At 75.7% G+C, this 20,947-nt stretch carries 16 protein-coding genes; 9 read left to right on the top strand and 7 right to left on the bottom strand.

Annotated elements, in window-relative coordinates; genetic code table 11:
- Positions 1-79: 79 nt before the first annotated feature.
- Positions 80-2,137: an MMPL family transporter gene (locus LDL48_RS14065; RefSeq protein ID WP_372472125.1), complete on the top strand. Its 2,058-nt coding sequence runs from the start codon at positions 80-82 to the stop codon at positions 2,135-2,137.
- Here the strand turns inward: LDL48_RS14065 and LDL48_RS14060 are convergent.
- Positions 2,091-2,603 (bottom strand): class I SAM-dependent methyltransferase, encoded by a 513-nt coding sequence (locus LDL48_RS14060; RefSeq protein ID WP_225255708.1) that lies wholly within the window; start codon positions 2,601-2,603, stop codon positions 2,091-2,093. The genes LDL48_RS14065 and LDL48_RS14060 overlap by 47 nt on opposite strands.
- A gap of 181 nt (positions 2,604-2,784) precedes the next feature.
- On the opposite strand from LDL48_RS14060, the gene LDL48_RS44195 reads away from it, so the two are divergent.
- The 3 genes from LDL48_RS44195 to LDL48_RS14040 all read left to right on the top strand — a co-directional run bounded on the left by LDL48_RS44195 (position 2,785) and on the right by LDL48_RS14040 (position 7,477).
- Complete coding sequence (locus LDL48_RS44195; protein ID WP_272493049.1) at positions 2,785-3,732, top strand: ricin-type beta-trefoil lectin domain protein; 948 nt, start codon at positions 2,785-2,787, stop codon at positions 3,730-3,732.
- A gap of 225 nt (positions 3,733-3,957) precedes the next feature.
- Positions 3,958-4,950 (top strand): nitroreductase family protein, encoded by a 993-nt coding sequence (locus LDL48_RS14045; protein ID WP_225255538.1) that lies wholly within the window; start codon positions 3,958-3,960, stop codon positions 4,948-4,950.
- A 310-nt stretch (positions 4,951-5,260) separates the two neighbouring features.
- Entirely contained in the window at positions 5,261-7,477 is a 2,217-nt protein-coding gene (locus LDL48_RS14040) for an ATP-binding protein (protein ID WP_225255537.1), read from the top strand.
- Between the two features lie 180 nt (positions 7,478-7,657).
- Here the strand turns inward: LDL48_RS14040 and LDL48_RS14035 are convergent, their stop codons facing one another.
- Together LDL48_RS14035 and LDL48_RS14030 are read right to left on the bottom strand one after the other, a co-directional pair.
- Positions 7,658-8,335, bottom strand: coding sequence for an esterase/lipase family protein (locus LDL48_RS14035; protein WP_225255536.1), 678 nt, complete (start codon positions 8,333-8,335; stop codon positions 7,658-7,660).
- Positions 8,336-8,412: 77 nt separating this feature from the next.
- Positions 8,413-8,862, bottom strand: coding sequence for a PLAT/LH2 domain-containing protein (locus tag LDL48_RS14030; protein ID WP_225255535.1), 450 nt, complete (start codon positions 8,860-8,862; stop codon positions 8,413-8,415).
- Positions 8,863-8,971: 109 nt separating this feature from the next.
- On the opposite strand from LDL48_RS14030, the gene LDL48_RS14025 reads away from it, so the two are divergent.
- The gene (locus LDL48_RS14025) at positions 8,972-12,382 is read left to right on the top strand and encodes an ATP-binding protein (RefSeq protein WP_225255534.1); all 3,411 of its coding nucleotides are present in this window, start codon (positions 8,972-8,974) and stop codon (positions 12,380-12,382) included.
- A 7-nt stretch (positions 12,383-12,389) separates the two neighbouring features.
- Here LDL48_RS14025 and LDL48_RS14020 read toward each other — a convergent pair whose 3' ends face one another.
- Entirely contained in the window at positions 12,390-13,031 is a 642-nt protein-coding gene (locus LDL48_RS14020; RefSeq protein ID WP_225255533.1) for a response regulator, read from the bottom strand.
- 129 nt (positions 13,032-13,160) lie between these two features.
- On the opposite strand from LDL48_RS14020, the gene LDL48_RS14015 reads away from it, so the two are divergent.
- The 3 genes from LDL48_RS14015 (at position 13,161) to LDL48_RS14005 (ending at position 15,294) form a co-directional block, all read left to right on the top strand.
- The gene (locus LDL48_RS14015; RefSeq protein ID WP_225255532.1) at positions 13,161-13,595 is read left to right on the top strand and encodes a glycosyltransferase family 2 protein; all 435 of its coding nucleotides are present in this window, start codon (positions 13,161-13,163) and stop codon (positions 13,593-13,595) included.
- A 167-nt stretch (positions 13,596-13,762) separates the two neighbouring features.
- Positions 13,763-14,488, top strand: a complete 726-nt coding sequence (locus tag LDL48_RS14010; protein WP_225255531.1) for an EAL domain-containing protein — start codon at positions 13,763-13,765, stop codon at positions 14,486-14,488.
- A gap of 116 nt (positions 14,489-14,604) precedes the next feature.
- Positions 14,605-15,294 (top strand): response regulator transcription factor, encoded by a 690-nt coding sequence (locus LDL48_RS14005; protein ID WP_225255530.1) that lies wholly within the window; start codon positions 14,605-14,607, stop codon positions 15,292-15,294.
- A gap of 250 nt (positions 15,295-15,544) precedes the next feature.
- On the opposite strand, the gene LDL48_RS14000 is transcribed toward LDL48_RS14005, so the two are convergent.
- A complete protein-coding gene (locus LDL48_RS14000; protein WP_225255529.1) occupies positions 15,545-16,123 on the bottom strand; it encodes a hypothetical protein in 579 nt (192 codons plus the stop codon).
- 120 nt (positions 16,124-16,243) lie between these two features.
- Between LDL48_RS14000 and LDL48_RS13995 the strand changes: the two genes are divergently transcribed.
- Positions 16,244-17,146, top strand: a complete 903-nt coding sequence (locus LDL48_RS13995; protein WP_225255528.1) for a glycosyltransferase family 2 protein — start codon at positions 16,244-16,246, stop codon at positions 17,144-17,146.
- A 31-nt stretch (positions 17,147-17,177) separates the two neighbouring features.
- Here LDL48_RS13995 and LDL48_RS13990 read toward each other — a convergent pair whose 3' ends face one another.
- Entirely contained in the window at positions 17,178-19,283 is a 2,106-nt protein-coding gene (locus LDL48_RS13990) for a hypothetical protein (RefSeq protein WP_225255527.1), read from the bottom strand.
- Complete coding sequence (locus LDL48_RS13985; protein ID WP_225255526.1) at positions 19,280-20,896, bottom strand: amino acid adenylation domain-containing protein; 1,617 nt, start codon at positions 20,894-20,896, stop codon at positions 19,280-19,282. The genes LDL48_RS13990 and LDL48_RS13985 overlap by 4 nt, the downstream gene beginning before the upstream one ends.
- Positions 20,897-20,947 lie beyond the last annotated feature (51 nt).

Here is a 20,947-nt window from a genome sequence, read left to right as displayed (position 1 = left end):
CTCCGCGGCCAGTGTTGCAGATTCGCGCTGTACCGTGGAGACTCTCGATGGTCGAGATATATCGCCGTGGAGGTTTCTTGTGGTGACCGGCCGGATCGGTGCCTGGGTGGTTCTGATCGTCGCTCTGCTCGTCGGCGGCGGGATCATCGCGACCGCGGGCGACGTCCGCACCTCGAACCAGGCCACCGCCACGCTGCCCGCCGACGCCGGGTCGGCCCGGGCCGCCGACCTGCAGCGTGGGCTGCCGTCCGCGCAGACCAGCACGGCCCTGGTGGTCTACGCCCGGGACGGGCAGGCGCTGACCGGCGCGGACGTCGCGGCCGTCGAGGCGGACCGGGCCGCGTTCCGCTCCCCCGCCCCGGTGATCTTCTCGGACCAGCGGCAGGCCGCCCTGGTCACCGTGCCGCTACCCGCGGACGCCCCCGCCGAGCAGCGCATCGAGGCGGTACGGCAACTGCGCGAAACCGCCCGCGCCGGCCTGCCCGCCGGGCTGAGTGCGCAGGTCACCGGCGGTGCCGGGTTCGCCGCCGACATCGCGGACAGCTTCACCGGCGCGAACACCAACCTGCTCCTGGTCACCGTCGTGGTGGTCACGGTGCTGCTGCTGATCACGTACCGCAGTCCCATCCTCTGGCTGGTGCCGCTCGCCGTGGTCGGCATCGCCGACCGCATCGCCAGCAGCCTGGTCGCGCTGCTGTCCCGGCACACCGGCCTGGTGATCGGCGACTCCACCGTCGGCATCGTCACGGTGCTGGTGTTCGGCGCGGGCACCAACTACGCCCTGCTGCTCATCTCCCGGTACCGGGAGGAACTGCGCCGCCACCCCGACCGCCGGGAGGCGATGCGCCGGGCGTTGCGCGGAGCCGGTCCGGCCGTCGCGGCCAGTGCGGCCACGGTCGTGCTCAGCCTGCTCACGCTGATGCTGGCCACGCTCGGCGACACCGTGGCGCTGGGCGTCACCGCGGCGCTCGGCATCGGCGTGGCCGCCCTGTTCGCGCTCCTGGTGCTGCCGGCCGCGCTGGTGGTCTGCGGCCGCGGCCTGTTCTGGCCGTTCGTCCCGCGCGCCGGGACGGACACCGAAGCGGCCGAGACCGGGATCTGGGCGCGCGTCGGCCGCGGCGTGGCCCGCCGGCCCGGGCTGGTCACCGTGCTGTCGGTGCTGGTGCTGGCGGTGCTGGCCACCGGGGGCCTGGGCACCCGGCTGGGGCTGTCGCAGACCGAACAGTTCCGGGTCCAGGCGGAATCGGTCGACGGCCTGACCACGCTGAGCCGGTACTTCCCGGCCGGTGCCGCCGAACCCGCGGTGGTGCTCAGCACGCCCGCCCGGGCCGACCAGGTGCTCGCCGCCACCGCCGCCACGCCTGGCGTCGCGCAGGCCCGGATCGCGGAACGCACCGCCACCGTCGTCCGGATCGACGCCACGCTGACCGCGGCGCCGGCCACCGCGGAGAGCTACCGGACCATCCGTACGCTGCGTGCCAATGTCTACGGCCAGCAGGCGCTGGTCGGCGGCAGCGTCGCCACCGAGCTGGACATCCGGGACGCGTCCCGCCGCGACCTGCGGGTGGTGGTGCCGGTGATCCTGCTGGTGGTGCTGCTCGTGCTCGGCGTCCTGCTACGCGCGGTCACCGCGGCCGTGCTGCTGATCACCACCGTGATCGCCAGTTTCGCCGCCGCCCTGGGCGCCGGCGCGTGGCTGTTCCGCACCGTGCTGGACTATCCGGCGCTGGACAACCAGGTGCCGCTGTACGCGTTCCTGTTCCTGGTCGCGCTCGGCGTGGACTACAACATCTTCCTGGTCACCCGCGCCCGCGAGGAGGCCGGCACCCGGGGCACCCGGGAGGGCATGGTCCGGGCGCTGGCCGCCACCGGCGCCGTGATCACCAGCGCCGGCGTGCTGCTGGCCGCGGTGTTCGCGGTGCTCGGCGTGCTGCCGATCATCACGCTCACCCAGATCGGGGTGATCGTGGGGCTCGGCGTGCTGCTGGACACGTTGCTGGTGCGCACCGTCCTGGTGCCCGCGCTGGCCACGCTGCTCGGCGACCGGTTCTGGTGGCCGTCCCGGCCGGCCGGCACGGCGGGCCGGGACGTCAGGCCGGGCGTAGCAGCGCGACCAGAAACTCCGACGAGTCGGTGAACGGTCGCAGGTCCCAGGTGGACAGGAGCAGGTCCGGTGCCAGCCCGGCGGTCTCCGCGTCGGCCCGGAAGTCGCCGAACGGGTAGCCCCGGCCGGCGCCGAACCCGATCGCGGCCCGGCCGCCGTCGCCCAGGTGGGCGCGCATCCGGCCGAGGATGGTCACCCGGCTGTCCGGCGCCGCGAAGGCCATCACGTTGCCGGCGCACACCACCGCGTCGAAGTCCTTCTCCGGCAGATCGAGATCGGACAGGTCACCGACCAGCCAGCGACAGCCCGGATGGTCCTCCCGGGCGGCCTCGACCAGCCGCGGGTCCAGATCCACGCCGGTGACGTCGTGACCCATTCCGGCCAGCGCCCCGCCCACCCGGCCGGTGCCGCACCCCGCGTCCAGGATCCGGGCGCCGCGCGGCACCATCGCGTCGACCAGCCGGGCCTCCCCCGCGAGATCGGCGCCGTCCCGGGCCATCCGGCGGAACCGGTCGACGTACCACTGGGAATGGCCCGGTTTCTCGGCCAGCAGACGGAGCCACCCATTCTCGTCGGTCACCTACTCATCCTCGCGCACCGCGACCTCGGCGGGTCACGACGGGGCGGATCTACGGGTAGGTTGGGCAGCCGATCGACGACGGTGACGGGCGGCGGGCGAGATGGCAGACGACGGTGGGCAGCTCCGGGGCCCCGGCTCCGGCGACGCCGACCCGCTGCTGGTCCGGCCGTTCCTGGACCCGGACCGCGGCACCCCGGGCGTCACCGCGGCGCCCACCTGGCCCGCCCCCGCGGACACCCCGGACCCGGCACCGGACACGACCTCCGTTCCGGTGACGCCCGCCACACCCGTCGCCCGGCACCGGGCCGGACGTACCCGCCGCACCCTGATCCTGGCGGGCGTCGCCGCGGCCGCGATGATCGCCCTGGGCGCCGCCGGCCTGTCCGCGGTGCTGCCCGACCGCGACCGCGCGGTGCCCATCCCCACCGGCGCCCTCCCGCCGCTGCCCACCCCGGCCCCGCCGCCGGCCACCACCGACGGCACCGCGCCGGACGGCGACCCGACCGGCCCGCGCACCACCGCCACCTCGGCCACCACGACCCGGCCGACGACCACCGCGGAGACCAGCGGCCCCGCCACCGCGCCGAGGGCGTCCCGGTCGCCGGTAGACGCCGGCACCGGGCCCACCCGGGTGTCGTCCGCGCCGACCGTGGAGTTCGCCGCGCCGCCGGCCGGCGACCAGGCCGGCCGGATCGCCACCGCCGGCGGCCGGCTCTGCCTGGACCTGGCCGGCGGCGTCGCGTCCGACGGCGCCCGTGTGCAGGTGTACGAGTGCAACCGCTCGGTGGCGCAGGTCTGGACGTTCACCCCGGACGGCGCGCTGCAGGTGCTCGGCAGGTGCGCCAACGTGGGCGGGGACGACGGGGTGCACATCGTCAAGTGCGACGGCCGGACCACCGCGCGGTGGCGGGCCAGGGCGGACGGGACGCTGGTCAACGCGGCGGCCGGCCGGTGCCTGACCGATCCGTCCGGAGGCGTCCGCTCCGGGGTGGCGGTCCGGGTCGCGGCGTGCGGCGGTGGCGGGAACCAGCGGTGGTCGCTGCCGTGACGCGGCGCGGCCGGCCAGGTCCGCGGTGCAGGCCCAGCCGGTCCGGCCAGCCGCTTCGGTGACCCCGGAGGGCCGACCGGAAAGCGCACCCGGATCCCCTTCCGGGTGGATGTCGCCCAGGCGGGACGTTCGGCCCTGGCGGGAGGACCGACCGGCGGGCGAACGTGGACCGGGTATCGACGCGGCCGCCCGGCGTACGGAGCCGGACTCCCGGAAGGAGCCGCCATGCCGTCCGACGCACCGGTCCCGGGCCGGTATCCGGCCCGGCTGCTGCACGCCGCCGCCGTGTTCGCCGGCGCGGCACCGTCGATCCACAACAGCCAGCCGTGGGAGTGGCAGGTCGCCGGGCCGGTACTCGATCTGATGCTGGCGCGGGAGCGGGTCCGCGACCGGGCCGATCCGCTCGCCGGTCTCGCGGTGCTGAGCTGCGGGACGGCCCTGCACCATGCGGTCGCGCGGCTGGCCGCGGACGGCTGGCGCGCGACCGTGCGGCGGCTGCCCGACTACCGCCGGCCGGACCACCTGGCCCGGCTCGAACTGGCCCGGCGGATTCCGGCCGATCCGGCCACCGCGCGCAGGGTCGCGGCCGCCGCGCGCCGCCGCACCGACCGGCGCCCGATGCCGCGGACGCCGCTGGACGTGCACCGGCTCCGGCCGATCGTGCTGGCCGCCCGCCGGCACGGCGCCGAGCTGCGCCCGCTGCGGCCGGAACAGAACTGCGCGCTGGCCGCCGCGTTCGACGACGCCGCCCGGGCCCAGGGCACCGCCGAGGACCGCGGCCGGTGGGCCGGCGGCATCCCCGCAGGCGCCCAACCGGACGCCGCCCCACCCCTGGGCGAGGCCGGCCCACCACCGGGCGAGGCCGGCCCACCACCGGGCGAGGCCGGCCCACCACCGGGAGGGACCGGCAATGCCGTTTTCGCCGTGCTGTACGGGACCGGGAACGACCGCGCGGACTGGCTACGGGCCGGCGAGGCGCTCTCCGCGGCCTGGCTCACCGCCACCGCGCTCGACGTCGCCGTGCTCCCGCTGAGCGCGGTGATCGAGGTGGTCACGGCGCGCGAGGCGGTACGACGGTTGCTGGGCCGGCCGGGCCGCCCGTACCTGGTGCTGCGGTTCGCCGCGGCCGACCCGGGTGCCGTGCCGCAGCCTCCCACGCCGCGATTGCCGGCGGACGCCACCGTGCGTTCCGTCGGCCCGCGCCGCACCGGACCCTGACGGCCGGATGCACGTAGGGACACGAGGACGGTGGACTTTCGGGCAATTACGGCCTCCTACCCGCCGCTCGGCCAAACCCGCAGCACGAATCGGGTCAAGCAGACATCGACATACTTGACGTGGTGATAGAAGCCGCCGACGGTAGAGCGCTTCCCTGTGACCTGCGAGGCATGTCTCCGGGGTGCCGAGGGGATCACCGGGAAGCGCTCTACCGTGAACGGTGTGACGGTGACGGCACATCGCTTCTCGTCCGCGGACGCACCGGGCACCATGGTCACTCCATCAGGCGACGGTACGGAGGCGCGACGGGATGTTCAGTGAGCTGCTGCGGTCGCACCGGCGCCGGAGCGGGCTCACCCAGGAGGAACTGGCACACCGGTCGGCGGTCAGCGTGCGCAACATCCGCGACCTGGAGACCGGCCGCATCCAGCGGCCCCGGCCCGCGACCGTACGCCGGCTCGCCGACGCGCTCGGGCTGGACGGCCCGGACCGCGCCCGGTTCGTCGACGGCTCCGGCCCGGCCACGCCGGTGGCACCGCTCGCCGCCCGGCCCCGGCCCGCGCAACTGCCCGCGGACACCACCGTCTTCGTCGGGCGCGACACCGAACTCGGCCGGCTCGGCGCGGGCGGCCCGGCCGCGTCCGGCGCCGCCACCGTGTGGACCGTGACCGGCCCGCCCGGCGTCGGGAAGACCTGCCTGGCGGTGCACTGGGCGCACCGCTCCGCCGCCCGGTTCCCGGACGGCCAGCTCTACCTCAACATGCGGGGGTACGGGCCGGACGCGCCGGTGGCACCGCAGGAGGCGGTGCGCGGATTCCTCGACGCGCTGGGCCTGCCGCCGGACGCCGTACCCGGCGACTCGGACGCCCAGTTCAGCCTCTACCGCAGCGTCCTGGCCGGCAAACGGGTGCTGGTCCTGCTGGACAACGTGCGCGACGCCGCCCAGGTACGCCCGCTGCTGCCCGCCGCGTCCGGCTGCGTGGTCCTGGTGACCAGCCGCAACCCCCTGCGCGGGCTGGTGGTCACGGACGGCGCCCACCCGGTGGACCTGGACCTGTTCACCCCGGAGGAGGCCACCCAGCTGCTCAGCCTGCGGGTCGGCGCGGCCCGGCTGGCCGGCCACCCGGCCGCGGTCCGGGCGATCGTGGACAAGTGCCAGCGGCTGCCGCTCGCGCTGGCCGTGGTGGCCGGGCGCCTGGTCTGCGAACCACGGCTGGCCGTGCCGAGTGTGGCCGGTGAACTGGCCGCCACCCCGATGGCCGCGTTCGCCAGCGACGACGAGCACACCGACCTGCGCAGCGTGTTCTCCTGGTCGTACCGGATCCTGTCGTCCGCCGCCGCCCGGCTGTTCCGGCTGCTCGGCCTGCACGCCGGCCCGGACGTCACGGCCGAGGCCGCGGCCGCGCTGTTCGGCGTGCCGGTCGACGACCTGCTGGCCGAGCTGACCCGGACCCAGTTGCTGGCGGAACGGTCCACCGGCCGGTACGCCATGCACGACCTGCTGCGCGCGTACGCGGCCGACCTGGTCGCCCGCACCGATCCGCCGGAGGAGCGGCGCGCCGCCCGGCAGCGCCTGCTCGACCTGCACCTGAACCAGGCGGCGACCGCGGCGTACGTGCTCGAACCGCGCCGGGAACCGCTCGACGGCAAGCCACCGGACGTGCCGGACGGCCTCGACGAGGCGGCCGCCATCGCCTGGTTCGACGCCGAACGCACCACCCTGCTGGCGCTGATCCGGATGGCCGCCGCCGAGGGGTTCGAAGACCGGGCGTGGCGGCTGGCCTGGTCGATGACCACCCCGCTGCAGCGCCGCGGACACTGGTTCGATCTGCACGGGGCGCACCAGACCGCCCTGACGGCGGCGACCCGGTCCGGCGACGTGGCCGGGCAGATGCATGCCCACCGCGGACTGGCCCGGGCGTTCTTCCGGTTGCGGCGCATCGACGAGGGCCGCGCGCATGTGCGGATCGCACTCGAGCAGGCGGTCGCGCTCGGCGACGTGGTCGGCCGGGCGCGGGCCCACCTCGGTCTGGGGTACGCGGCGCAGCAGCAGGGGCGGCAGGACGAGGCGATCGCCGAACTGCGACGGGCCGTCGACCTGTTCGAGGAGGCGGACCAGCTGGACGGCGCGGCCGAGTCGCTGAACAGCATCGCCTGGTGCCACACGCTGACCGGCGACACCGGCGCCGCCCGCGACCAGGCGACCCGGGCGATCGAGCTGTTCCGCCGGGTCGGCAGCCGGCACGGCGAGGCCACCGCGCTGGACACGCTGGGCCGGGCGTACGGCGGGATGGGCGACCACCGCCGCGCGCTGGAGTGCCACCTCCAGGCCCGCGAGGTGTTCCGGGTGCTGGGCGACCGGTACTCGGAGGCCGAGACGCTGCGGCACCTGGCCGAGATGCACGACGCCGCGGGCGACCCCGGCGCCGCGGCCGACGCGCGCACCCAGGCGGACCTGGTGCTGGCGCCGACCGATCAGCCGAACCTCGGCGGCCACCTGGTGTCTCGGCAGCCGCGGCGGGACTGAGCCGCGGCGGGCGGTCCCCGCCAGGACCGCCGCGCCATGCCGCGCCTGCCGGTCGGCTAGCCCCCGCTTCCGACCGCCCCCGATGCAGGCCACACCAGAGTGGCGTGCCGGCGACCGGCGAAACAGGCTGACGACCGGCGATTCACCGGCGATTTCCGCGGGACCGCACCGCCGGCGGACTCAGCCCGGCGGGGTGTCGACGAACGTTCCCGGGCACCGGCCGGCCGCCGTGCTCAGCGCCGCCTCGACGAACGCCGGCGCGGCCGGCTGGTCGGCGTGTCCGACGCCGGGGATCACCAGGTGACAGGCGCCGCCGTCGAGGCGCACGTTGCGGGCGTTCTCCTGGGCGCTGCGGAACGTGGCGTAGGCGACGTCGCCGGGCGTGTCGTCGCCCTCGTTCAGGTCGCGCAGGAAGTCGCTGCCCGGGCACATCTGACCGCCCTCGGCCGGGCCGAGCAGGCACGCCGGCAGGTAGCCGTACTGGGCGGTGCCCATCGAGACGTACGTCCGCACCGTCGGAGTCCCGCCGAGCCGCTTGAGATAGTAGCGGGCGGACAGCCCGCCCATGCTGTGCGCGACGAGGTGCACCCGCGGTTGCCCGGTGGCCGCGGTCACCTCGGCCACCAGGCCGGCGATCGCCTGGGCGTTCGCCACGTTCTCCTCCCCCGGCAGGTCGATCGGGTACGCCGGGTGCCCGGCCGCGGCGAACGCGTCCCGCAGGGCCAGCATGGCCGACGGCGACCCGGCCCAGCCGTGGACCAGAATCACCGGTTCCCCGGCGGCGCGGACCGTCGCGGATGCCGGTGCCGGCACCGCCCCGGACAGGGCGACGGCGAGCAGGGCGGCGCAGATTCTCATCGGGACATCCTCGGTTAGTGGGGTGGCGGGGCCGCCGGGGGCGCGGGCCACCGCCCGCGCCCCCGGTCGGCACCCGGTTACGCCTTGACGCAGGAGAACAGCCGCTTCGGCCCGGTCTGCGGGAACCAGACGTCGGCCTCGCAGTGGAACAGCCAGCCCGTGCCCTGTTCGTGGAGCTGCACGTAGTTCAGGTACCAGGCATCGCGCTCCTCGTTGCTCTTGGTGACGTACACCTGGCTGATCGTGCCGGCGTTCGGGGAGGTGAACGGGCCGTAGGTGTAGACCTCCCCGCGGCGGAAGTCCCGCTCGATCCGCTTGTCCACCGAACCCGTGGTGCCGACGAAGGTCACCCGGACCGCGTCGTCGGTGTCGGCGTTGTCAAGGTCGCCGGTGGCGAACGTGATGCGGTAGGTGCCGATGCCGTCGGCCGCCGCGGACGGCCCGGCCACGGCAGCCGCCGGCCCGGCGCCCGCGAGCATCATCCCGGCCGTCATCGCGAGGCCGGTCAGTACGGTACGGATCCTCATCCGAAGTCCCCCTTCGAGTGCACTGTGTACGGTGACAGCGAAAAGCATGCGAGGGCGCGCGCAAGCCGCGCTGAAACGCCGCTGAAACCGCCGATCCGAAGGGTTCCGCATGCAGGTCCGGCTGCTCGGCACGGTCGACGTGCTGGTCGGCGGCGAACACCGGCCGGTGCCCGGCCTCCGGCGCAAGGCGATCCTGTCCGTCCTGGCCCTCAACGCCGGGCGTACGGTCAGTGCCGAGCGCCTGATCGACCTTGTCTGGGGCGACCGCGCGGACCGGACCGGCCGCAACACCGTGCAGAGCCACGTGTCGTACCTGCGGCAGCGGCTCGGCGCCCGGTCCGCCATCGTGGCCCGGCCGCCCGGCTACCTGCTGGACGTGCCGGGCGACGCCACCGACGCGGCCGCGGCGGAACGGCTCATCCGCAGCGGCCTGCACACCGCGGATCCGGCACGGCAGGCCGGTGCGCTGCGCGCCGCCCTGGACCTGTGGCGCGGCCAGGCCCTGCAGGACGTCCGGGACGTACCGTGGCTGGCCGACCAGGCCCGCCGACTGTCCACGCTGGAGCTGGAGGCCCGGCGGGCGCTGGCCGACGCCCGCCTCCGGCTCGGCGAGCACACCCAGCTGCTGCCCGAGCTGCGCCTGCTGGCCGAGCAGCATCCCTTCGACGAACAGGTGCAGGCGCAACTGGTGCTGGCGCTGTACCGCACCGGCCGCCAGTCCGACGCCCTGGCGATCCTGCGCGGCGTGCGGCAGCGCCTCGCCGCCGACCTGGGCATCGACCCCGGACCGGCGGTGCAGGACCTCGAGGCGGCGGTCCTGCGCCAGGACCCGTCACTCGCCGCTCCCGGCGGACCGGTGGTGCTCCGGGCGGCGGAGGGTGCCGGGTCACCCGCCGCGGATCCGTTCGTCGGCCGGGCCGCCGAGCTGACCGCCCTGCTCGACCGGCTGGAACCCGGCGGCGGGCGGTCCCCGACGGTGGTGGCGGTCGGCGGCGATCCGGGCATCGGCAAGACGCGGTTGCTGAGCGAGTTCGCCGCCGCGGCCGAGCGGCGCGGCCGGACGGTCCTGCGCGGGCGGGCCACCGAGTTCGAACAGCAGGTTCCGTTCGCCGTCGTGGTCGACGCACTGGCGGACCACGTCGCCGGGCTCGATCCGGACCTGCTCGGCGACCTGGGCCCGGAGGATCTCGGGCTGCTCGCCGAGATCCTGCCCGTACCGGGGCCCGGCCCCACCGCGGCGTCCCGGCGGTCCCTCGCCGCCGAACGCTTCCGCCTGCACCGGGCCGTCCGCGCGCTGCTCGGCACGCTCACCCGCCGGTCCGGCCTGGTGCTGATCCTGGAGGACCTGCACTGGGCGGACCACGGCTCCGCCGAGCTGCTCGGCCACCTGCTGCGGCATCCCGTGCCGGGCGCCCTGCTGCTCGCCGCGTCCTACCGGCCCCGGCAACTGCCCGGCCTGCTGCGGCAGCACCTCGGGCGGGCGGTCCAGGACGGCACCGCGGAGACCGTCACGCTCGGGCCGCTGCCGCCCGACGAGGCGGCCAGGCTGCTCCCCGCCGGCTACGACGCCGACCGCCGCCGGCAGCTCTACGCGGCCAGCGGCGGGAATCCGCTCTACCTGCAGGCCCTGGTCCGTACCGGTGGAACCGGCGGCGGCGACCATGGCGGCCCGGGCGGGACGGCCGGGGACGCCGTGCCGGGCGCCGTCCGCGACGCGCTGGCCGCCGAGGTGGAGGCGCTGGGTGCGAACGACCTCCTGGTCGCCCGGGCCGCCGCGGTGTCCGCCGGTCTGGTCGAGCCCGGGCTGGTCGCCGAGACCGCCGGCCTGCCCGCCGACGAGGTGTCCCGGGCGCTCGACACGCTGGTCGCCCGGGACCTGCTCCGGCCGGTGCCGCGCGCCCACCTGTTCCAGTTCCGCCACCCGCTGGTCCGCCGGGTCACGTACGACACGGCCGGTTCCGGATGGCGGGCCGCCGCCCACGCGCGCACCGCCGCCGCCCTGGCGCGGCGCGGCGCGGCGGCCACCGAGCAGGCGCCGCACGTGGAGAGGTCGGCGCAACGCGGCGACCACGCGGCCGTCGCCCTGCTGAGCGCGGCCGCGTCGGACACGCTGCACAGCAACCCGGCGGTCGCCGCACACTGGCTCGGCGCCGCGCTGCGGCTGGTCCCGCACGATGCCGCCCCGGCCGCCCGGCTCGACCTGCTGCGGCTGCGGGCGCAGGCGCTGGCGCTCAGCGGCCAGCTCGCGGAGAGCCGTACCGCCCTGCACGAACTGCTGCACCTGCTGCCGGCCGACGTCACCCCGGTCCGCGCCGACCTGGTGAGCGCGTGCGCGGGCGTCGAACGCATGCTCGGCCGGCACCGGGAGGCGGATGCCATGCTCCGCGCCGAGCTGGCCCGGCCGGCCGATCCGCACGGCCGGGCGGCCGCCACGCTGACCGTGGCCATGGCGTCGAAACACCTGCAACCGGCGCGGCCGGGCGACCCCGACTGGCCCCGGGAGGCCCTGGCCGCCGCGCGCCGGGCCGGCACCCGCGGCATGGTCGCGGACGCGCTCGTGCAGTGCGTCCTCACCGACCAGATCACCGGCGGCTGGGGACCGGGCACGGCACGGCTGGCCGCCGAGGCCGCGGCGATCGTGGACGCGATGCCGGACGGCGAGCTGCACGAGCGGCTGCACACCGCCGTCTGGCTGGCCACCGCGGAGAGCGCCTACGAGCGGCTACCCGACGCCACCCGGCATCTGACGCGGGCCCACCAGCTGGCCCGCGACACCGGACAGATGTACGTCGTGCACGGCATCCACCTGCTCTTCGCCGGCCTGCACCAGATGTACGGCGACCTGGCGCAGTCGGCCCGCAGCCTGGACGACGCCCGCGACGCCATCGGCCTGGCCGGCACCCTGCCGTTCCTGGTGCTGGTGCTGTCCCGGCAGAGCACCTGCGCCGGACTCCGCGGCGACCTGGACCTGGCCCGGCGACTGGCCCGGGAGGCCGTCACGCTCTCCCCCGGCGGCCGCGACTACCTCACCGGCGCCGCGGTCGAGGCGCTGGCCTTCGTGCACCTGCACACCGGCGACCCGGCCGCCTGCGCCGACCTGCTGCGCGATCCCGGCACGTTCATCGCCGGCCCGCACAACCGCAGCACCCGGTACGAGATGCTCGCGCTCGCCGCGGCCGAGCTGGGCGCCGTGGCGGACGCGTCCGCCTGGGCCGACCGGGCCGAGGCCGAGGTCGCCGGCTGGCCGACGCCCCGGCGGGCCGCGCTCGCCGCGCTGGCCCGGTCCCACGCGCTGCGCCCGGTGGACGCCGCCGCGGCCGCGGACCGGTCGGCCGTCGCGGCGGCCGGATTCGCGGCGGCCGGCGACCTCCTCCTGGCGGCCCGGGCGCACCTGCACACCTCGACCGCGCTCGCCGCCCGCGACCCGCGGGCCGCGGCGGAGGAACGGGCCTGCGCCGGGCAGCTGTTCCGGCGGTGCGGCGCGGAGCTGTTCCTGGACCGGGTGCGGGACGGGCGCTGACCGCCGGTCAGTGCGGGTGGTCGCCGAGCAGGCGGGTGGCCAGCACCGCCGCCTGGGTACGCCGCTCCAGGCCGAGCTTCGCCAGCAGGCTGGACACGTAGTTCTTCACCGTCTTCTCGGCCAGGAACATCCGGCCGGCGATCTCCCGGTTGGTCAGCCCCTCCGCCACGTACTCGAGGATCCGCCGCTCCTGGTCGGTCAGCGAGGCCAGTTCACGCGGCTGCTCCACGCCGTTGCGGATGCGCTCCAGCACCCGCTGGGTGACCGCCGGGTCGAGCAGCGACTGACCGGCCGCCACCCGGCGAACCGCGTCCACCAGGTCGGTGCCGCGGATCTGCTTCAGCACGTACCCGGACGCGCCGGCCATGATCGCGGCGAACAGCGCCTCGTCGTCCTCGTACGAGGTGAGGATCAGGCCCTTGATCGTGGAGTCCACGGCGCGCACGTCCCGGCACACGTCGATGCCGTTGCCGTCGGGCAGCCGCGCGTCCAGCACCGCGACGTCGGGCCGCAGCGCGGGGATCCGCCGGGCCGCCTCCTGCGCCGAGCCGGACTCGCCGACCACCTCGATGTCGCCGGCCGCGTGCAGCAGGTCGGCCAGGCCACGGCGGACGACCTCGTGGTCGTCGAGCAGAAAGACTCGGATCATTCCTCCTTCCTACCGTGCCGGGTGCCGGACACCAAGGGACGAAGGTCCCGTGGCGTGCCGGTAAACCCTTGCCGTTGACTTGACGGGTGCCTGAGGTTGCGTTGAGGTTGCCGGCCGAACATTTGGGGCATGACCATCGCACACGTGATCGCCGTGCCCCCGACCGTCACTCCGGGCCCCGCCACGGCGGGTTCGCATCGGTGGGATCCCTCCGTCGTCGAGTTCACCGTCGTCGTGCCGTTCCACAACCCGGGGCACCGCCTCCGGGACGCCGTGGAGCGGATCACCGAGACCCTCTTCGCCCAGAACATCTCCTTCGAGGTGATCGCCGTCTCCGGTGGGTCGACCGACGGCTCCCAGGCGACCCTCGCCGACCTCTACTGCACCTCCGTCGTCATCGACCCCGACATCCGCGACCGGGGCGCCGCCCTGCAGCGCGGCTTCGCCGCCGCCCGCGGCGAATGGATCGGCTTCGTCGACGTCGACGCCGACACCGAGATCGACCCGTACGAGGTGGCCGAATGCCTGCACCGCGCCCGCGAGCGCGGCGTGGTGGTCGTCTGAGTCAACGCGCGGCAGCGCACCGTCCGATCCGCCGACCCCGGCACGGGATTCCCGTGCCGGGGTCAGATCGTGTCCGGGGACGGCCGCCGCCGGACTTGCCGAGATATTGACGCCGATCTGAGTCGACCTTGAGGGTCGGGGCCGAACTGAGCGGTATGACTCTCACGGTGTCCCGTCCCGCGATCCACAACCTGCGGGAGGTCCTTCGCTCGCAGGCGATCCAGCCGACGTTCCAGCCGGTGGTGCAGCTCGAGGACGGTTCCGTGAAGGCGTACGAGGCGCTGGCCCGCTTCCACGCCGCCCATTTCTCCAGTCCCGCGGACGCGTTCGCGGCGGCCACCGAGGCCGGCGTGGGAGTCGAACTGGAACTGCTCGCCATCGAGCGGGCGCTGGCGTACCTGGACGACCTGCCGCCGGGGATCCTGCTCACCACCAACCTGTCCGTGGAGGCGCTGCTCACCCGGCAGGTCTGTGAGACCCTGCTGGCGCACGCGTCCCGGGGCATCGCGGTGGAACTGACCGAGCACACCCAGGTGCTGGACTACCCGGCCCTGGTCGAGGTCACCGAGGAGCTGCGCGCCGCGGGCATCCTCATCGCGGTCGACGACGCCGGGGCCGGCTTCGCCAGCCTGAGCCACATCCTGCAGCTGCGCCCGGACATCATCAAGCTCGACATCACGCTCACCCGCGGCGTCGACACCGACCCGGTCCGGATGGCCCTGGCCCGGTCCCTGGTCGGCTTCGCCGAGGACATCGGCGCGCTGCTGATCGCCGAGGGCATCGAGACGGTCGCCGAGCACGAGAAGCTGCGCAGCCTCGGCGTCCGGCTCGGGCAGGGCTACTTCATGGCGCGCCCGGGCCCGCTGCCGATCCTCCCGCCGGCGGTTCTCTGACCTTCGGTACGGACCGAAACCTTCGATCCTCCCCGCCGCGACCGATAGGTCCGGTGCCAGCCCGTCGCGGAAGCGGCGTGCCGAGCTGCCGTTCGAGGGGGAAACCGGGAGGTGCCGTGTCCAGACCGCGTGCGCTCGTCGTCGAGGACTCACCCGAGTTCATGCTGCTCTGCCGGCATCTGCTCGAGAAGGAGGGCTTCGACGTCGTCGTGGCCACCGACGGCCGGGGTGCGGTGCAGCAGGCTCAGCAGGAGCGGCCGGAGCTCGCCATCCTGGACCTGGGCCTGCCGGACGTGGACGGCATCGAGGTGTGCCGGCAGATCCGCCAGTTCACCGACGCGTACATCGTGATGGTCACCGGCCGCACCGACGAGCTCGACAAGATCGTCGGCCTGTCCGTCGGCGCCGACGACTACGTCACCAAGCCGTTCTCCCCCCGCGAACTGGCCGCCCGCATCCAGGCGATGCGCCGGCGCCCCCGGACACCGGCCACCGCGGCGGGCACGCCCCCACGCGAGTTCGGCCCGCTGCGCATCGACCCGGACGTCCGCGAGGTGACCCTCGACGGCGAGGTGCTGGAACTCACCAAGATCGAGTTCGGCATCCTGGACCTGCTGTCGTCCGCGCCGCGCCGCACGTTCACCCGAGGGCAGCTGCTCGAGGACGTGTGGGGCGACAACTGGTACGGCGACGACCACATCATCGACGTGCACGTCGGCAACCTGCGCAAGAAGCTCGGCGAGTCGGCGTCCGCGCCGCGCCACATCCGGACGTTGCGCGGGGTCGGGTACCGCTTCGAGCCCTGAGCGGCCGGCGCCGCCGGCCTCGTACCGGAGGCGACGGGTTGAGGGCGTGTGGTGTACAGGTGCGCAACAGGCCGCAACTCCACACGCCACGCTCGGGGCGACGGGGTGTGTCGAGCTCCGGCGCGCAACGCACCGCCCCTCCACACGCCACGCTCGAAGCAACGCAGCGTGTCGAGCTCCGGCGCGCAACGCACCGCCCCTCCACATGGGTCGCGCCTCCGGCGCCGGTGTCGGGCCACAGATCGTCGGTTCAGCCCCGGTGCCGGGCCGGGTGGCGGTACCGGCGCAGCAGCATCTCGACGCCCGGGGTACGGCGGCGGAACCAGAGGACCGCGCCGCCCACCACCGCCAGGCTGCCCGCCCACGGCACCACGTCGGCCGGCCCGGCACCCGCGGCCGGGGGCGGTACCGCGCCGACCAGGGTGCGCCGGTCACCGGCCGGGGTCTCGCCGACCGCCAGCACGCTGGTGCCCGCGGACAGCCGTCCGGCCGCGGCCTCGAGCACCGGCAGTTCCGACGCCCGTGCGGTGATTCCCGCGGCCTTTACCACCAGGATGCGCAGCGCGCCGGAGGGATCCGCCTTCACGGCCTGTTCGCCGGCCGCGCCGACGCGCAGTTTCACCGCGGAGCCGCCACGGAAGCCGACCGCGTACACGGCCAGGCCCTCGCCGGCGGCGCCGGATGCCGGCTGCCACCGTACGGTCAGGGAATCGGCGTCGCCGCCGTAGCCCGGTCCATCCGCACGTGCGGGCGCGGGCGCGAACAACGCACCGAACGCCACTGTCGCCAGGAGCACCGAGCCCGGCCGGCCGGGACGAGGAACGATCACGAAACTGATGGTGGCACGCCCAAGTTGCAGTCCGGGTGCCGGCGGAACCGGCCGGCAACCTTGCCGCGGCGTTGACGATGCCCTGAGCTTGCGTTGAGGTGACCCGCCGAACAACACGGCATGACCGCCACGCTGCTCTCCCGCCCCGCCTCGACCGTCCCGGCCGAGACCGTTGTGGACCGCCCGGCCCGGGTGCACGTCGCTTCCCGGCTCTGGTCGCCGGCGAACGTCGCCATCGAGCTGACCGTCGTGGTGCCGTTCTACAACCCGGGCCCGGCGCTGCGCCGCACGGTGGAGCGCCTCGTCGCCTGCCTGCGCGCCGAGCGGATCCGGTTCGAGGTCATCGCGGTCTCGGACGGCTCGACCGACGGCTCGGAGCAGAGCCTGGCCGACATCCCCGAGGCGCGGGTCGTGGTCAGCCCGGAGAACCAGGGCAAGGGCGCGGCGCTGCACCTGGGCTTCGCCGCCGCGCTGGGCTCCTGGGTCGGCTTCGTCGACGCGGACGGGGACATCGACCCGCAGCACCTGGTCGACTACCTGCGCATCGCCCGGGACGGTGGGCACGCCGGCGTCTACGCCGACAAGCGTCACGCCGCCTCCACCAGCGGCTCGTCGCGGTTCCGCAAGCTGGTGTCGGTGTTCTACTCGACGCTGGTGACGGTGCTGTTCCTGCTCGGTGTGCGGGACACCCAGACCGGCTGCAAGGTGCTGCGCCGCGACGTGCTGGCCGACCTGCTGCCGCGGATGTGCGAGACCCGCTTCGCCTTCGACCTGGAGCTGTTCGTGGCCGCCAAGGCCGCCGGCATCGAGGACTTCGTCGGGGCGCCGGTGCGGCTGGAGGAGCGGGTCGCCGGTTCCACGGTCACCGGCCGGAGCATCCTGCGGACCATCCGCGACACGTTCGTCATCTTCGGCCGCCTGCACCTGAGCGGTCAGTACGAGCCGCCGGCGCCGGCCGACCAGGCGCTGCTCCGCGCGACCGGCAGCGCGCAGTGGCTCGAGCGGCTCGCCCAGGCGGCCTGAGCCCCACCGGGCCGGTCCGGCGGAGGTCCGTTCACTCCTTCGAGCCGGGGTACGTGAACCAGTACGGCAGGTCCCGGCGGTGCTCGTTCAGGCCCGCCACCACCAGCAGCGCCAACGACAGCAGCGACGCCGCCAGGCCCAGCCGCAGCCACCGCCACGGCGTGTAGCGCAGCGTGATCGGCTCGATGCCCACGCGCACCGCCACCGTCCCGGCCGCGGTACGCCGGGTGAGCAGATCCTCGGCGGCCCAGCCGGGCGACCACTCCTCCGGGATCACCACCCACCCGGGCGTCCCCGGGTCCACCCGCCAACTGGTCGAACTCAGCCGCCGGATGCCGCCGTACGCCTTCGACGGCAGCGGCCGCTGGGCCGGGCCGCCCGGGAGCACCGCCTCGGTGCCGAGCCCGCCGCGGGCCGCCCGGGCCATCACCGACGTACCGTCGCCGGCCCGGGCACCCAGTACCCGGCCGGTGCCGTTGGCCTCGACCCGGTAGAGGTCCAGCTGCGGCGTGCGCAGGACCCGGCGGAGATCGGTCTGCCTGGCCAGCCAGGCGTACTCCTCGGTCTCCCGTTCCCGGGCCAGGGCCACGTACCGGACACCGAGCGGGGCCACCAGCCGGCCGAACCGGCCGGTGCCGCCGGCCGCCAGGACCCGGTGCAGGTACGCCATCCGCAACGACGACGAGTTGGTCTGCACCGGTCCCAGTTCCACCGCGTCGCTGCTGATCACCGGGCGGCGGAAGAACGCGCCGGCCGGGGTCGCCACGGTGCGCGCCCGGGTGAACGAGAACGGCTGGTACAGGTGCCACGGCAGGAACAGCACCGACTCGGTGCCGTTGCCCATCAGGCGATCGGCGTCGTACCAGGCCTTCGGGTAGTGACTCACCCGGACCGTGCCGCCGAGGCCCCAGATCAGCGACGGGGCCACCGCCGCGTGCATGCCGCCCACCGCCAGCAACGTCGCGACGGCGACGATCCGGCTGACCGGCGGCCGGGCCGCCCGGCAGGCCGCGGCCGCCGCCTCCACCGTCGCGCCGATGCCGATCGCGTAGCCGATCATCGCGAGCGCGACCCACTTCTGTTGTTCCCGCATCGCGGTGAAGAGCGGCACCACGTCGAACGCGGCCCGGTAGACCGGCTCGAGCGGCCCGTGGATTCCGGCGCCGAGCAGCAGACCGGCCGCGGTGAGCGCGGCCAGCGGCCTGCCGACGACCGGGTCGCGGCGGCACAGCCGGGCCAGCCCGTAGACCGCGGCGAGCAGCATCACCGCGGCCGGGGCCAGGCCCAGCACCACCTGCGGGCTGCTGTCCGCGCCGCCGCGCCAGAAGCCGCGCAGCGTGGTCAGCGTGACGAGCATGCCGCCGGGGCCGGCGTGCGGGGCGTACACCTCGAGGTCGTCCGTGCCGACCCGCACGGTGAGGATGGCGCTCGCGGTGACCGCGATCGCGTAGGCGTAGATGCAGCCCGCCGAGACGACCGTGGCCGCGGTACGGACCAGGTGGCGCCGCCGCGGCCGGGGCAGCAGGGCCACGGCGAGCAGCGCGGCGCCGCCCAGCCAGGCGGCGTGCGGGCCGACCGACATGGCGAGCGCGTACCAGCCGGCCGGCCGGGCCGCGAACCAGCGTGCCCGCCGCCGCGCCCGGACCGCGGAGCCGGTCATCACGCAGAGCAGCGCCACGGACAGCAGGAACGGCACGTGCCCGGCCTGGATGCGTTCGATGACGAAGGGGTTGACGCAGACGAAGAGCGCCGCCGGGTGCCGCCGCCACCGGCCCCCGGCGGCCAGTGCGGACACGCCCGCGGCGGCCACCGGGAAGTAGCAGAGGACCATCAGCCAGCCGGTGGCGCCGGGACCGACGACGTTGCGCAGGGCGTGGGTGGCCAGGCGGTACGGCAGGGCGTCCAGCGCGGCCGGGTCGAGCCCGTAGAGGCCCGGGGTGAGCGCGTGGTTCGGCCCGGCCACCCAGTCGAGCAGCAGCAGGTATCCCGGCTGGGTCCACGGCGCGACGACCGCGATCCCGGCGACGAGGCCGAGCAGCGCGGACTCCACGGTCAGCCGGGCCGGGCGCAGGCCCCAGCCGGGCTCCTGCCACAACGGGCGCCGTGCCGGCCCGGGCGGTGCCGCGACGGCTGTCACCGTCGGCGGCGCCGCGGGCCGTGCGCTGCCTGCAGCACCGCGGCGACGAGGTCGGCGAGCGGGTCGGGCCGGGCGCCGGAGGTGTCCACCACGAGTTCGGCGAGGCGGGCCGGCCGCTCGGCGAGCAGCCGCCGGAACGTCTCCTGCTGCCGGGCCTGCTCGGCCGGGGTGCGCTCGGGCTTGCGCCGGTGGATGACGTCGGCCGGTGCGTCCGGCAGGACCAGCAGATCGGGGGCGGGCACGAGGCGTTCCGCGACCCGGGCGGCGCGCGAGCCGGGCCACGGCGACTCGCGCAGGTCGTAGACCCAGCGGTCGGCGATGACCACCCGGCGCCGGGCCACAGCGGGGGCGACCGTGCGCAGGTAGCGCCACAGGTACTCGGCGGCGTAGACCCACGCCGCGGCGCGGCGCAACAAGGGCCGGTCGGCGGGCCTGGCCGGGGCGTCCGCCGTCCAGGCCTCCCCCGTCCAGGCCTCCGGCGTCCGAGCCTCCGCCGTCCGAGCCTCCGCCGTCCGAGCCTCCGCCGTCCGAGCCTCCGCCGTCCGAGCCTCCGCCGTCCGGGCGTCCGGCGTCCGGGCAGCGGGCGGCCGGGCGGCGGGCGCCTCCGCGGGGGCCTCGGCAGACGGGTCGGGAGGTGAGGGCTGGGCCGGGCCTGAGGGCTCGGCCGAGCCGGGAGGCTGGCCGGGAGCGGGGCCGGGAGCGAGGCCGGGAGCGGGGCCGGGAGCGGTGGAGCCGGCCCCGAGCAGCCGGCGGGCGGCCGCCACGCCCGGCAGGTTCCCCCGGGCCATGCCGAAGTAGGTGGGGCTGGTCGGCAGCCCGAGGCGGTGCAACCGGCGGTGCAGCCCGTCGGCGACGGTGGACTTGCCGGAGCCGTCCGTGCCGACCAGCGCCACCACCACGCCGCGCATCCGCAGGCCCAGCGGCCCGGCCGCGGACCCGGCCGGCAACACGGTACGCCGCTGCGCCCAGGTCGCCGCGACCACGCCCGGGGCCAGGCTGCGTACCGCGAGGCGCAGCCGGGCCCGGCGGGGCAACCCGGCGGCGGGCGGTGCGCCGGCGGCGACCGCGATGAGGTCCCCGGCGACGCCGGCGCCCAGTTCCGCGGCCAGCCGGCGGGCCAGGGTCTGCCGGTCGCCGGGTGCGGCCTGGGTCCAGGCGGCGCGCGCCTCGGCCAGCCGGCCCGGGCCCGGCAGCCGGCCCCGCAGGACCGGGCGGACCAGCAGGTCGGCCACCGCGGCGGCGCCGGTGAGGCGGTGGGTGGCGGGGTCCGCCCGGATCTCCGTGGCCGGCACCAGCAGCACCGGGCCGACCCGCAGGTCGCGGTAGGTCAGGTCGACGACGGCGGCCCCGGTGGTGGTCTCCACGGCGAGGCTGACGTGGCACAGCCGCCGCGGGTCGTGGGCCTCGGCGACGCGGGCGCACGCGAACTCCCGGGCCAGCGCGGCCACCGGTTCGTCGGGCGACGGGGCGGCGTACCAGATGTCGAGGTCCTGCGGGCCGGAGTCGGCGGCCCAGCGCTCGGGGGCGCCGGCCGGGCCCTGCCAGGCCCAGGGCGCGCCGCCGGCGTCCAGCGCGGCGGCGACGGCGGCCGGCAGGACGCTCCGGGCAGGCACGCCCGCACCCACCGCGGTCGGGCCGTGCGGTGGGCCGGTCTCTGCACCGGT

This window comes from Jidongwangia harbinensis (assembly GCF_020216025.1).
Lineage (GTDB): Bacteria > Actinomycetota > Actinomycetes > Mycobacteriales > Micromonosporaceae > Actinoplanes > Actinoplanes harbinensis.
The sequence above is the reverse complement of the archived record's forward strand: the minus strand, read 5'-3'. Positions and strand labels throughout refer to the sequence as shown.